Origin of the sequence: Paenibacillus taichungensis (assembly GCF_047302525.1) — a bacterium.
Lineage (GTDB): Bacteria > Bacillota > Bacilli > Paenibacillales > Paenibacillaceae > Paenibacillus > Paenibacillus taichungensis_B.
The window spans coordinates 1706086-1719953 of the sequence record NZ_CP168020.1; the positions used below are offsets into that span (position 1 = coordinate 1706086).

Here is a 13868-nt window from a genome sequence, read left to right on the forward strand (position 1 = left end):
TGAAATGCCAAGCGGCAAGTCCCCGCCATATGCCAGGGACTTGCCGCCTTTTTTGTTCTTATGATAAAAACTTGCGGTGGTGCTTCTTGCCATCATATGTGAACCAGATCGGCTTATCTTCCACCCGTGTTTCCACATGGACGGTACGCCCCCAAAGGCGGTACAGATAAGGCAGGGTCCGTTCCATATATTTCAGATCCAGCTCGATGCCCTCATATTGATGCTTGAGCACGAGTTCTCCTGTTCGCAGGTAATCGGCGTCCTGAACGACCAGATACGGAGAACCACCGTTGATGCGTGCAAATACAAGCTGATCCCGTATGTTTTGCCAGGACTTGTCGGTAATTTTCCAGTCCGGGCCCTTTTTCTCGAATACATAGAGGTCGAGGTCTTCGGTTAATTGCTTGGTCATATAATTGCGAATAAATGAGGTATCGGAATCGAATTCGCGCACCTCAAACATTTTGGCACGACCCTGCCCTGGTTGACGCCCAAAACGTTCTCTTTCTTCCCGGGACGGGTTATCCCAGCGACGTTCAATATCCTCGAATATTTTCAGCCCTAAATAGTAGGGATTCAAACTTTGCTTGGATGGCTGCACGACGGAAGAGTTCAGTTTGGCAAATTCAATCGTATCCTCACTGTTCAGGTCGAGCTCCCGTATAATACGTTGATGCCAGTAGGAGGCCCAGCCTTCATTCATAATCTTCGTTTCCATCTGCGGCCAGAAATAGAGCATTTCCTCACGCATCATACTCATAATATCCCGCTGCCAATCCGTCAACACTTCAGAAAATTCCTGGATAAACCACATGACATCCTTTTCCGGTTCTGGCGGGAAGTGATGTACCTGTATTCCATCCGTAGGTGTTTCCTCGGGCTGGGTATCATCCAGGGACCACAAGTCATCATAGCGACCTTCCGGCCTTGGCGTTTTCTCGCCACGCTGCTCCCGCATTTTCATCTCCATATAACGTTGTTTGTCCAAATGGCGGGGTTTGATCAACTGTGGATCGACATGTTCCTGAATCGCTATAACGGCATCAATGAACGCTTCAACGGCCTCTGTACCATATTCCATCTCATAGTTGCTGATCCGATCAGCCGTCGCTGCCATGCTCTCCACCATATTACGATTGGACTTGGAGAAGCGGGCATTGTTTTTGAAGAAATCGCAGTGAGCCAGCACATGTGCGACGATCAGCTTGTTCTGGATCAGCGAGTTGCCATCCAGCAGGAAGGCGTAACAAGGGTTGGAATTGATTACGAGCTCATAAATTTTACTGAGTCCAAAATCATATTGCATCTTCATTTTATGAAAAGTTTTCCCGAAGCTCCAGTGACTGAACCGGGTCGGCATACCATACGCTCCAAAGGTATAGATGATATCGGCAGGGCATATTTCATAACGCATCGGATAATAATCCAGGCCGAATCCATCGGCAATCTCCATAATCTCGGCAATGGCGTATTCAAGGTCGCGGATTTCATCTGTCATCTTACGCTGCCTCCTTCCCGTTTCTGGAAAAAGCTGCGCAAAGCTTTGTACACTTCGCCTTTTTCTTTGATCACATAATACATGAACTGGTCGATCTTGATATGACGATAGGCGGACATGAGTGTGCTGCTGCGGTTGTACTGGTTCACCTCGCCATATCCAAACATATTGCTGCGCTTCATCAGCTCACCAATCAGTTTGACACACCGCTCATTATCCGAAGTCAGGTTATCCCCGTCCGAGAAATGGAAAGGGTAGATATTGTAGCTGGAAGGTGGATAACGGCTATCAATAATTTCCAGTGCCTTCATATATACAGAGGAGCAGATGGTGCCTCCACTTTCGCCGCGCGTGAAAAATTCTTCCTCGGTAACTTCCTTGGCTTCTGTATGATGGGCGAGGAAAACAATCTCGACCTTCTCATACTGACGGCGGAGGAAACGGGTCATCCAGAAGAAAAAGCTGCGTGCGCAATATTTCTCAAAGGAGCCCATGGACCCGGAAGTGTCCATCATGGCGATAATGACCGCATTGGACTGTGGAATGATTTTGTCTTCCCACGTCTTGTAACGCAGATCATCCGGACTGATATGGTGAATACCCGGATTGCCTGTAGTAGCGTTGCGGCGCAAGTTCTCCAATATGGTGCGTTTCTTGTCAATATTGGATTGCATGCCCTTTTTGCGAATATCGTTGAATACCACTGTATGTGTCTCAATCTGATCCTTGTCTTTTTGCTTCAGATCCGGAAGCTCCAGTTCTGCAAAAAGCATATCTTCCAATTCCTCGATGCTCACCTCGGCTTCAACAATGTCATGCCCGGGTTGATCTCCGGCCTTTTCACCTTTGCCTGGTTTCTTCGAAGCGGGATCACGACCAATGACATCCCCGACCTGACTGTCACCGTCTCCCTGCCCCACATGTTTTTGCTTTTGGTAGTTATACACAAAACGGTACTCATCCAGACTGCGGATTGGTACCTTGATGATTTGTTGTCCATCGGACATAATGATGTTTTCTTCAGTAATCAAATCAGGCAGATTCTGCTTGATGACATCTTTAACCTTTTGCTGATGGCGTTGCTGGTCCTGGTACCCTTTGCGGTGAAGCGACCAATCTTCCCGGGATACGACGAACGAGTAAGGCTGGTGTGAATTTGACATGTAGGCACCCCCCATTGATTACGCGGCACAGTTTGGCCTGTCGGTAATTAAGTATATTCACGGGCGGGGACGATATGTGATGCATGAGTAGATAAAATGATACAATTACGCGAGCTTGCCTTCCAGGATCATCTAAAATTGTACAGATCGTCCGGAACTTTTTTACAGAAACGATGAACAAGTGTGACGAACTTCCTTTACAATAGGGACAAGGTGTTTACTTGGCATCCCTCAAAGGGATGTATGCAAAGGAAGGGTACGATTTGGATAAACGGGCAGTTAAGGCATGGATTATGTATGATTGGGCCAACTCGGCCTATGCGACGACGGTACTTGCAGCCGTTCTTCCCGTCTTCTACGCCTCTGTGGCTGCAGCTACACTGGATACAGATACCGCAGCATCATATCTGGCGTACACCCATTCCATCGGCATGCTATGTGTAGCGCTGTTAACCCCCTTACTGGGGACATTAGCGGATTTATCTGGGCGTAAAGGTGATTTTTTGCGAGTATTCTCCATCATTGGCATTGTCGCAACACTCGGATTCAGCATCATTGGGGAGGGAGACTGGCTGCTCGCTTCTGCACTGCTGGTCATTTCGACGATCGGTTTTGCGGGTGGTAACACGTTCTATGATGCGATGCTGCCTGATCTGGTATCAGCCGATCGAAGAGATATGGTCTCCTCCAAAGGGTACGCCTATGGTTATATTGGTGGGGGATTGCTGCTTGCGGTCAATATGCTGATGATTCAGCAGCCTGGGTGGTTTGGGATGGCGAGTACACTTGCGGGAACAAGACTTGCTTTTATCTCCGTAGCGTTGTGGTGGTTGGTATTTTCCATTCCTTTATTCCGCCATGCCCCGCGTCGACCTGCCGCACCGGATATGCCCAAGTCGTGGAAAGGGTATGCAGGTGTGGGTGTACGCAGACTTGGCCAAACTTTTCGCCAGATACGGCGTTTTCCGCAGCTGATGCGCATGCTAGTTGCTTTCTGGTTTTTCAATGACGGCATTAACACGATTATCCTGATGGCAACGATTTATGGAACAAGCATTGGGATCGGGACAGCAGATCTGATGTTGGCCTTGTTACTGACCCAGTTTATCGGGTTTCCTTGCACATTGTTGCTGGGGGCATGGGCACAGCGTTGGGGCGCGAAGCAGGTGTTGATGGTAAGCTTGTCCATTTACATATGCATCGTTATCTTAGGGTATTTCATGACATCAGCCATCCATTTTTATCTGCTCGCTGGGCTGGTTGGAGTAGTGCAGGGCGTAAGTCAATCGACAGCGCGATCCTTGTTCAGTAATTTGATGCCTGCTGGCAGAACTGGAGAGTATTTTGGATTTGTGAATATTACAGGCAAATTTTCTTCCATTTTTGGGCCGTTTGTATTTGGTTGGGTGGGCCAATTAACAGGGTCAACCCGTTGGGGGATTCTGTCTCTAATTTTCTTTTTCGCTGTGGGGATTGCAGTGCTAGTGACTGTGAAAGTGCAGCAGGGGATGTCTGATGCGATTCAGGCTGATCCGGAAGAAGGGCAGGGCTGGATGCATCATCTCATTTCGGGGAAAAGCTCAGAGGCAAGATCGACTGGATGAGTGGTTATTAACGTTTTATAGTCTAATGTTCATCATTAATAATAGTAGCTCCGTGGGCCTGTTTATTCGTAAACTGCTCTGGAGCTTTTTCATGTTTATGCAACAGTTATAGATGGTAAGGGTCATAGAGTAAGTATAAGTGCTTAAACGACAGAGAACAGAATAGAGTGGATAGAAAGATATTATGAAAAGGTGAAAATAAAAGATTGACATGATACATTTTGTATCATAGAGTAAAAGCATGAATACATATCGTATCTAAAAATTGTCGAAAGTACATCATCCATATTACCTATTCCCAAGTAGGATTATTAGCGGATTTTGATATAAAGAGCTATACCAACTGCATGCTTATTTTAATTTTACAGAGGAGAGGCTGCCATTGGTAGATGTTCATGGTAACGGACTTGTCTTACTACTATGTGTACCTCGCAGTGGAAGTTCGCTATCCACCGTGATGCTGCAAAATCACAGCCGTGTATTTGCCACACAGGAGATGTGGTTTCTGATGAATCTTGTAGATTTGCAGAAGGCTGATTCCCGCCCCTATGGTGGAAGTGCAATTATCCGTCAGTTTTACAGTGCTATGGTATCAGACGAAGGTTTTGAGAAGGCGTGCAGAAGCTTTGCTCTTGAAATCTATAACGGATTTCTGGAGGGGAGCGGGGCAGACTTCATCGTAGATAAATCTCCTCGTTACTATTATATGCTGGAATGGCTTGATCGCCTGTTTCCACAGTCCAAGCGCATTCATCTCCAGCGTAACCCCCTTGCCATAGCTGCTTCCTACAAAAAGGTAAACCGGCATACCGGAGAAGGATTCGAACTGATTGGCAGCTTGCAGAGTCCGAACCTTAATATGAAAGCAGTTGATCTCACACTGGGTATGCTCCGTTTGAACGATTATTTTGCGGACAAACACACGAATGCCTATGAAGTTCAGTACGAACAACTTGTCTCCAATCCTCGGGACGAAATGGAAAAGTTATGCGGTTTTCTTGGCATCGGATATGAAGAGGGAATAGAGCAATATGGACGCTTTGTGGACAGTACAAAGTCCAATATGTTCTATAGTATGGGTGTCGGTGATCCGTTTCTGTCCTCGCATCAGGAAGCTCATAAGGATTCTGTTAACAACTGGAAAAAAATACTCGATCCACAGGAAGTTGAATTCTATTGCCGGGTGATAGGCGCAGATCTGTTCCATCGGATGGGATACAGTGAACAGCTCGAAGAAGCCGAGAAATGGACGGGTGTACGTTACGAAGCTGGCCCGGATGAGGAAGTCATATCCAAGCTAACGCGTCAATTCTCCGAAGCAACGGGCAGCAGCTGGCAGCGAGGTTACCGGATGCAGCCTGTAGACCTAGTGAGCAATACTCCAGATGAAAACAGGGATAATCAGGCAGCGAATGAACCTGATGCAATTGACCCGACTCTGGCCGCATTGGCAACGATCAGGCAGTTGGAAGCCGCATTACGTGCAGCCGATAATCGGCTGGAGCGAGGGTACAATGAGCGGGAACGATTGAAGGTACAGCTTGCCTCTGCTCACAGTAAGATTCAGCGTATCAAATCCTTGATTCCGTTTGGTAACCAGATAAGCGCCTGGGCTTCACAGCGCAAGATACTCCGGGGAGGAAAGTCATGAGCGCTATAGCAGGAATTGTTCACACCGATGGTCAGCAAGCGTTGTGGGAGGACAGTTGGCGCCTATATGCCAGTCTGGGCCACGTTCCGGCGGATACAACGGGGGTCTGGAAAGGCAATGAAGCTTTTCTAAGCTGTCACGCCCAGTGGATTACGCCGGAGTCAGTCAGCGAGCAATTGCCCTTATATGATGAAGTGAGTGGTCTGACTATCACGGCGGATGCCATTTTGGATAATCGGGAGCAGCTGGCAGATCAACTGTCCATATCGAGGGCGGAGTTAGCCGGATTGTCGGATAGTGAACTGATCCTGCGAGCCTATCAGCGGTGGGATGAACATATGGCAGAGAAACTGCTTGGCGATTTCGCCTTCGCAATCTGGGATGATCGCAAGCGTAGACTCTTCGCTGCCAGAGATATTACGGGCATGAGATCCTTTTATTTTCGGCATGATGGTGAGCGGTTTGCCTTCTGTACCTTAATGAAACCGTTGCTGCAATTGGAAGGTGTACATAAAGAACTGGATGAAATCTGGTTGTCCGAATTTCTTGCCATTCCCGATATGCATGACTCAGCAGACATCCATTCTACCGTCTATCGCGGAGTGAGTCAGCTGCCCCCTGCCCATACGCTTAGTTTCAGGGATGGAAGGATGGAACAGAAACAATATCATCGCTGGGACGAAGTGGAGCCTCTAAGACTCAAGTCCGACGGGGAATATGTAGAAGCATTCCGGGAGGTATTTGGTCAAGCTGTTGGATCGCGTTTACGAACGCATCGACAGGTGGCTGCTGCTTTAAGCGGAGGGCTGGATTCTGGGGCTGTGGTTGGATTTGCCTCAGGAACACTGCGGAGTCAAGGGAAAACATTAAATGCGTACAGCTATGTTCCGGTGTCTGACTTTACGGATTACACATCGAAAACACTGTTAGCAGATGAACGCCCGTTTATCCAGTCTACGGTTAATCATGTCGGTAATATCACGGAGAATTATCTTGATTTTGAGGGTAGAAGCCCACTTAGTGAAGTGGACACCTGGCTTGATATTATGGAAATGCCTTATAAATACTTTGAGAACTCCTTCTGGATTCGTGGTTTTTATGAAAAAGCGAGTCAGCAGGATGCAGGCATTCTATTGACTGGAGCGCGGGGCAACTTCACGGTCTCCTGGGGCCCAGCACTTGATTATTACGCCAGTTTGCTAAAAAGCGGACGTTGGTTCCGGTGGCTCCGGGAAATGCAGCAGTACAGTGAACGTACCGGGATGAAGTTCTCACGAATTGCCAAAATTACGGGCCGTAAAGCGTATCCGGAATTGTTCAAATCCATGTCAAAGGGAGCTGCCCAAGCTGCGTCGGTGCAATTAATCCATCCGGAGTTTGCTAGGCGAACAGGCGTATTGGATCGGCTCAAATCCATTATCGTTCTGCAAGGCGGTGCTCAGGCAGATGCGCTCAAAGTACGGGCAGAGAAATTCAACAACCTGGCCATTGCCAACAAAAATGGTGCTGTTGCGACCAAATGCTCTCTTCGTTATCGTGCGTGGGAGCGTGATCCTACGAGTGACGCCAGAGTGATTCGTTTCTGTCTGTCCGTACCGATTGAACAATATGTTAATCAAGGGACGGACCGTGCCTTGATTCGGCGGGCTACATCACCTGAGCTACCTGACAAAGTGAGGTTAAACCAGCGAGTGCGCGGTGTTCAGCCCGCGGATTGGTTGCACCGCATGATTCCCAATTGGGGCGATTTTACTGCCGAATTGCTTGCGTTATGTTCTGACAGCCGGGTCGCTGGCATATTGAACACAGAGCGAATCAAGTCTGCACTCGCAAACTTTCCTAACCCTCGGCCGGAGCTCGCTTCCCACCCCGACTTGCGGTTGATGATGCATAGCCTGATCGTGTATCGATTCATCCGAAAGTTCTGATGTAGCTAGTGGGTGTAGCGATATGAACCGGGATAAGGTTCATTAATTAGTTGACTTATGAGAGGAGGTGAACACGATGCAAATGGAAAAAAAGGAATGGCAAGCACCAGCACTGGAAGTATTGGAAGTGAACCAAACGATGGCAGGAGTAGGTTACAGACAGATCGACTGGATTACTGTCCACGATGCTGATCTCTACGATCCGACTTCCTAAGTTGCTTAGTTTTAACATGTGCCATCATACTTAGAAGGGCGGAAAGGGTAATATCCCAACTTTTCGCCTCCGCCCTTATATTGAGCAATGCGAATATAAGGGCTTTTTTACTTACATGCAGATTGCGAAGGAGGAGTCATTCATTGTTGCCTGTGCAGTATGAAGCGTATGGCTTGCGTTGGTTGAGCCAAATCCCAATGCCTGAACTCCAAATCGTACAGAGCGGTACAGATTCTCTAACTGCCCATACGGACGTACACATTGAAATAGCTGATTTGGCGGCACAGTGGGAAGAGTGGGATGTGGGGAGCGATAACTTTGTATCCCGAAATGGCAGTCTTTTTTTTCGGATTGAGGATACGGGTCTGTTTCTCGTGGAACAAGGACGCCGCATCGTGGTATCCCCTCAAGCGGGTGCAGATGACAAAAAGGTTAGATTATTTGTGCTGGGCACATGTATGGCCGTCATTATGATGCAGCGCGGCATTCTACCGCTGCACGGAAGTGCGATAGTCATTGATGGTTGGGCTTATGCATTTGTTGGACACTCGGGTGCAGGCAAATCCACTTTATCAGCTGCACTTGCTTCACGCGGCTTTCCGCTCTTAACGGATGATGTCGTGGCACTGACTTGGGATGCAGGAGGAAGAGCAATCGTATCACCAGGTTATCCGCAGCAAAAGTTATGGCAGCCCAGCCTGGACGGATTCGGTATGAAGGAACAGGATTACGCAACGGTTCATGCGGAGATTACGAAATACGCGATACCGGTTCAGCACTATTTTCATGATAGACCCGTTCCGATTGCCGCTGTTTTTGAACTTGATCCGAAACCGGAAGAAATGCTGAAACCCGTACAGCTGAAGGAAGTTGCCGGATTGGAACGCCTTCACATGCTGTGCTCTCATACATTTCGTAGTGGACTTGTTTCCAGGCAGGGTCTGGCACAATGGCTGTTCGAGACGGTCTCACGGCTGTCCGCCGGTATTGAAGTTTTCAGAATCACGAGGTCAGGCTCTGATTTTACGGCATTTGAGATGGCTGACCGGATTACAGAATATGCACGTAAAGGAGTGTATACGGGACAATGACAGCAACGAAGCCAATGAATGGGGAAGACCGTGTGTTGCGTAAGGAAGGCAATCTTGTCAGTGACATGGGCGGGGAAAAAGTCATGATGAGCATCCATAACGGCAAGTACTATAATCTGGGCAGCACGGGTGGACGAATCTGGGATCTGATCAGTGAAGAAAGAACATTGACCGAATTGGTTGAAGTGTTAGCTTCAGAATATGAGATTGAACAAGACATATGCCGTGAACAGGTTGTGCAATTTCTAGAGCATCTGACGCATGAAGGATTAATTGACGTTACCCGCGGAGAGTAGACCATGTTGCGAAAAATAAAAGCATATCGTTCATTGCCGCGTGAAATTCGTGGATTGGTATGGGAAGCTTATGTCCACCTTGGATGGGCACGAATACTTAAGGCGATGCCTTTTGCCAAGATTGCTCCTGGTCTCGGTACACCGATGTACGAAACGCCGATGACGGGACTCAATCGAAGTGATGTGACGACGATTCGAAATATTTCTAAAGCTATACTCATTGCCAGCAGGTATACATTATGGGAGAGTCGTTGCCTTGTCATGGCAATCGCAGCGATGAAGATGCTGGAACGCCGTAAAGTGGAGAGTACTCTATATATGGGTACTGCACGGAATAAACAAGGCCAAATGATGGCTCATGCATGGCTACGAAGTGGGAAATTGATTGTGACTGGAGCAGATACAATGGACCAATATACGGTTGTCGGCGTGTTTGGCAAGCGGTGTCCTGAGAAGGGAGCTGGGGAGATTGTCTACGATACATGAGTGGGAACAATATACAGCGGAATTTCCACAGGAGCTTAAGCTGATTTTGAGCATGATGAAAGGCGATCTAACAGCAATAACCCCTGAGGACGCCAAAATACGGATGAAGGACATGGACTGGCAGCTCTTTTTGCAGCTCGCTCATCATCATCGACTGTACTCTGTTCTCTATCTGAAAATAAAAGAGTTGGACTCAGCGGTTATTCCCGCTTTTGTAGTGGAAAACCTGAGGCAGCAATATACAGCCAATACGTTCCGCATGTTACATCTGACAGCCGAGATGGAGCAGGTGTGTGGTGCTTTTCGTGAACGAGGTATTCGGAATATTACGCTCAAAGGGCCCGCGCTGGCACATGATCTATACGGAGATATTTCCTTGCGGACCTCTAAAGATCTGGATATTCTCATTCCCTTTGATGATGTGGAGTCCGCGGAAGAGATCCTGGAATCGCTTGGTTATGAATCGAAGGAAGGCAAGCGAACACCGACCGTTGCCAGCTGGAAATGGCGGGAACATCATATCTGTTACAAACACCCGGTCAAAAGAACCCAAGTGGAGATCCATTGGCGGCTTAACCCGGATTCTGGAAGAGAAACCGATTTTGAATTACTGTGGAAACGCAGCCGATTCAGCACCTATACCCAGACGCCTGTCCGTATGCTGGAAAGGGAGGATCTGTGGGCATATTTGGTGACGCACGGTGCAAGACATGGATGGTTCAGACTGCGCTGGTTGCTGGATATCGACCAGATGATTCGCAATATGCCACTGGATGTCAAAAAAGTGGAGCGACGCCTGAAAGCAGAAGATAGATTATCTATCGGTTCACAAGCTCTTCATCTGGCTTCGGTATTAATGGACACCCCGTTGGATGCCAATTATCTTGCTTTGTTGTCTTCGCACGAACGTGCGGGAGAGAAATTAGCCAGACGCGGCGTAGTGTTCATGAATGTGATGATTGAGAGCCCGGCAGATGTAAAGAGTTATCGTTCCTATCTGTTCGCACTGCGAAGCACAAGGCAGAAGCTGTTTTTCTTTATCGAACGTTTGTATCCGAGTACCTGGGATGTAGACCAACTGCCGCTTCCGCGTTCACTGCATTTTTTGTATTTTCCGTTACGTCCCTTTCTCTGGTTCTGGCGGCGAATCAAAAGGAACACGATGACGGAGAGGGGATAACGTATGATTTCGGAAATGCAATTTTTTATGCGAAAACTGCATCGTGTAACGGGCCCAGTGTTATATTGGAACCTGCTGGGCATGATCTGCATCAGTCTGATGGAAGGAATCGGCATATATATGCTCGTTCCGATGTTAAGTCTTATTGGTATTTTTGAAATGGGTCCAACAGGTCTGCACTTACCCTGGATATCAGAATTTTTAAATCGTTTTCCGGAAAATGGCCGGCTGCTGCTGGTACTGTTGGCCTTTGTCCTCATTGTCTCTGGACAGGCGTGGCTACAACGTCTTCAGACAATTCGCAACACTCGAATTCAGCAGCAATTTGTTCGAACGCTGCGCATGGAAACCTATCGTGCCATCATTATGGCGCAGTGGTCTTTTTTTCTCCAAAAACGAAAATCCGATTTTAATCATATATTAACGACCGAACTTGCCCGTGTCAGTCAGGGAACGAATATTATGCTGCAAATGGCGGCTTCCTTGATCTTCACCGGCATTCAAATCGGCCTGGCCTTCTGGTTGTCTGCCAAGTTAACCACCCTTGTCCTGGTCTGCGGATTGGTATTGTTTATTGTCTTGAGAAAATTCGTGAAACGGGCAAAACAGATTGGGGATCAGACGTCGGAATATTCCCAGAGCTATTATAACGGTATTACAGAGCACTTTAACGGAATCAAGGATATTAAGAGCAATATGCTCGAAAAATCACATATTAGCTGGTTTGAACGTATGTGTGGGCGAATAGAACGTAACGTGATTCAGTTCAGCCAGTTGAACAGTGGCACACAATTGATTCATCGAATATCGGCGGCTGTCATTATTGCTGCTTTTATCTATTTATCCCTGCATGTGCTCGCTGTACCTCCGGCAAGTTTGTTGCTCATCATTCTGATTTTTTCACGGTTGTGGCCACGATTCACGTCCATTCAGTCCAATCTGGAGTATATGAGTTCGATGCTGCCCGCGTTTCAGATTGTGAGAGAGTTACAGACAGAGACCGAGAAAAGCCGTGAGATTAGCGAAAAAATGGTTAATGCTGGTGAACCATATGATGAGGAGTTAACGGTTCCCGGTCCTCGTTCGGTTAAAATGAAGGCCCAGGCCAAGCTAAATGAGCAGGAAGATGGCAGTGTTCGGCCCATTGAACCCTTGTTGCTTAAGGAATCCATAGAGTGTCAGCAAGTCAATTATCGCTACGAAGGCAGCGATATCTACTCGTTATTCGAAGCGTATGCATCCATCCCTGCGAAAGGCATGACGGCCATTGTAGGCAAGTCGGGAGCTGGGAAGAGCACGATGATTGATCTGATTATGGGGCTCATTCGTCCGGAGAGCGGTCAGATTTTGGTGGATGGGGTGCCGTTAACCGAAAATCGATTGTTAGCCTGGAGAAGTTCAATCGGATATGTCTCTCAGGACCCTTTTCTGTTCCATACGAGCATTCGTGAAAATTTGCTTCTGGTTGACCCAAATGCCAGTGAGGAACAGATGTGGCATGCATTACAGTTCTCTTCGTCTGCAACATTTGTCCGCAAACTTCCGCAAGGACTGGATACCATTATCGGTGATCGCGGCATCCGCTTGTCCGGCGGTGAACGTCAGCGTTTGGTGCTTGCCCGCGCCATGCTTCGAAACCCTTCTGTATTGGTATTGGATGAGGCGACGAGTGCGCTGGATAGTGAGAACGAACAGCACATTCATGAGGCCCTTGAGCGCCTGAAAGGGCATGTCACCGTTATTGTTATCGCCCACCGATTATCCACCATTCGAACAGCGGATCGAGTGATTGTATTGGATGAGGGCCGGGTTATCCAACAAGGGGGCTATCAGCAATTATCTACTGATCCGGTAGGCACGTTCAGCAAACTGTTGAATATGCAGGCAGGTGTAGTGGGGCAATGAATCTCTCGGTAAATCCCGAAATGAACAAAGCAAAAAGGCGCGCCATTTGAGGCAGCGCCTTTGATCTATGTGTATTAGGAAAGTAATCAATATGATTTGCCATTTTCATTTAGTGAACGATGGCATTGCTAACAGGCTTCGGAAGATGAAAAGCACCAACACGTTCCAGATGCTGCACAATTTCATGCACGGCTTCTTCGATGGACAGCACTTCGGTATCAATGATCAGTGTAGGATCTTCTGGAATATCATAAGGGGCCGAAATCCCTGTGAAATGTGGAATGGCACCGCTGCGGGCCTTTTTGTAAAGCCCCTTCGGATCACGGCGTTCGCACTCTTCGATCGAACAACGTACATAGATTTCAATGAAATCATCAGCTTCAAAGAGCTGTCTAACCATATACCGATCTTGTGCATCTGGCGAGATAAAGGCGGAAAGAACAAATAACCCGGCATCTACCATCAACTTGGATACTTCACCAATCCGGCGCAGATTTTCTTGCCGATCCTCGGCCGTGAAGCCTAGATCCCGATTCAGTCCATGACGTACGTTATCCCCATCTAGTACGTAACAATGAACCCCTTTTTCGTACAGATACTGCTCCAGGGCAAATGCAAGCGAGGATTTTCCTGCTCCGGATAAGCCGGTGAACCATAAGGCACGACTGCGATGACCGTTATGTTTTTCCCTGTCCTGCCTGTTTAAGCTGGATTGCTGCCAGGTAATGTTACGCTCTTCCTTTGACATGATATCCGCCTCTTCCTACTTATGATATGTATAATATTTTAACATATTTACAAGATTATAGCACCTTCTGAATTTGGCGAAATTTAGCGTGAATCAACGACAAT

Annotated in this window: 12 protein-coding genes; 9 read left to right on the top strand and 3 right to left on the bottom strand. The window is 47.7% G+C overall.

The window, feature by feature from the left end; all coding sequences use genetic code 11:
• Positions 1–58 precede the first annotated feature (58 nt).
• A complete protein-coding gene (locus ACDJ58_RS07940; protein WP_413376931.1) occupies positions 59–1498 on the bottom strand; it encodes a SpoVR family protein in 1440 nt (479 codons plus the stop codon).
• On the bottom strand, positions 1495–2661 hold the full coding sequence (gene yhbH / locus ACDJ58_RS07945) for a sporulation protein YhbH (protein WP_053780501.1): 1167 nt from the start codon (positions 2659–2661) through the stop codon (positions 1495–1497). The genes ACDJ58_RS07940 and yhbH overlap by 4 nt, the downstream gene beginning before the upstream one ends.
• A 263-nt stretch (positions 2662–2924) precedes the next feature.
• Here yhbH and ACDJ58_RS07950 point away from each other — a divergent pair, with 263 nt between their 5' ends.
• From ACDJ58_RS07950 to ACDJ58_RS07990, 9 genes are all read left to right on the top strand, one after another.
• Positions 2925–4265 (top strand): MFS transporter, encoded by a 1341-nt coding sequence (locus ACDJ58_RS07950; RefSeq protein WP_413376932.1) that lies wholly within the window; start codon positions 2925–2927, stop codon positions 4263–4265.
• Between the two features lie 382 nt (positions 4266–4647).
• On the top strand, positions 4648–5916 hold the full coding sequence (locus tag ACDJ58_RS07955; RefSeq protein ID WP_413376935.1) for a sulfotransferase family protein: 1269 nt from the start codon (positions 4648–4650) through the stop codon (positions 5914–5916).
• A complete protein-coding gene (locus ACDJ58_RS07960) occupies positions 5913–7844 on the top strand; it encodes an asparagine synthase-related protein (RefSeq protein WP_413376937.1) in 1932 nt (643 codons plus the stop codon). Before ACDJ58_RS07955 ends, ACDJ58_RS07960 begins: the two co-directional genes overlap by 4 nt.
• Positions 7845–7920: 76 nt before the next feature.
• Positions 7921–8058 carry a paeninodin family lasso peptide gene (locus tag ACDJ58_RS07965; RefSeq protein WP_175383968.1) on the top strand — a complete coding sequence of 46 codons (138 nt, stop codon included), beginning with the start codon at positions 7921–7923 and terminating at the stop codon, positions 8056–8058.
• Positions 8059–8201: 143 nt separating this feature from the next.
• Positions 8202–9149, top strand: a complete 948-nt coding sequence (locus tag ACDJ58_RS07970) for an aldolase (RefSeq protein ID WP_413376939.1) — start codon at positions 8202–8204, stop codon at positions 9147–9149.
• Positions 9146–9445 (top strand): lasso peptide biosynthesis PqqD family chaperone, encoded by a 300-nt coding sequence (locus ACDJ58_RS07975; RefSeq protein ID WP_413376941.1) that lies wholly within the window; start codon positions 9146–9148, stop codon positions 9443–9445. Before ACDJ58_RS07970 ends, ACDJ58_RS07975 begins: the two co-directional genes overlap by 4 nt.
• Before the next feature lie 3 nt (positions 9446–9448).
• Positions 9449–9931 (top strand): lasso peptide biosynthesis B2 protein, encoded by a 483-nt coding sequence (locus ACDJ58_RS07980; protein WP_413376943.1) that lies wholly within the window; start codon positions 9449–9451, stop codon positions 9929–9931.
• Positions 9915–11111, top strand: a complete 1197-nt coding sequence (locus ACDJ58_RS07985; protein ID WP_413376945.1) for a nucleotidyltransferase family protein — start codon at positions 9915–9917, stop codon at positions 11109–11111. Before ACDJ58_RS07980 ends, ACDJ58_RS07985 begins: the two co-directional genes overlap by 17 nt.
• A 3-nt stretch (positions 11112–11114) precedes the next feature.
• Entirely contained in the window at positions 11115–13016 is a 1902-nt protein-coding gene (locus ACDJ58_RS07990; RefSeq protein WP_413376947.1) for an ABC transporter ATP-binding protein, read from the top strand.
• Positions 13017–13125: 109 nt separating this feature from the next.
• Here the strand turns inward: ACDJ58_RS07990 and cysC are convergent, their stop codons facing one another.
• Positions 13126–13764 (bottom strand): adenylyl-sulfate kinase, encoded by a 639-nt coding sequence (gene cysC / locus ACDJ58_RS07995; protein ID WP_413376949.1) that lies wholly within the window; start codon positions 13762–13764, stop codon positions 13126–13128.
• Positions 13765–13868: the final 104 nt, after the last annotated feature.

Bases quoted from the DNA above. Each gene is read 5' to 3' on its own strand.
- ACDJ58_RS07940 (WP_413376931.1), bottom strand. From the start codon at position 1,498: ATGACAGATGAAATCCGCGACCTTGAATACGCCATTGCCGAGATTATG.
- yhbH (WP_053780501.1), bottom strand. From the start codon at position 2,661: ATGTCAAATTCACACCAGCCTTACTCGTTCGTCGTATCCCGGGAAGAT.
- ACDJ58_RS07960 (WP_413376937.1), top strand. From the start codon at position 5,913: ATGAGCGCTATAGCAGGAATTGTTCACACCGATGGTCAGCAAGCGTTG.
- ACDJ58_RS07965 (WP_175383968.1), top strand. From the start codon at position 7,921: ATGCAAATGGAAAAAAAGGAATGGCAAGCACCAGCACTGGAAGTATTG.
- ACDJ58_RS07975 (WP_413376941.1), top strand. From the start codon at position 9,146: ATGACAGCAACGAAGCCAATGAATGGGGAAGACCGTGTGTTGCGTAAG.
- ACDJ58_RS07980 (WP_413376943.1), top strand. From the start codon at position 9,449: ATGTTGCGAAAAATAAAAGCATATCGTTCATTGCCGCGTGAAATTCGT.
- ACDJ58_RS07990 (WP_413376947.1), top strand. From the start codon at position 11,115: ATGATTTCGGAAATGCAATTTTTTATGCGAAAACTGCATCGTGTAACG.
- cysC (WP_413376949.1), bottom strand. From the start codon at position 13,764: ATGTCAAAGGAAGAGCGTAACATTACCTGGCAGCAATCCAGCTTAAAC.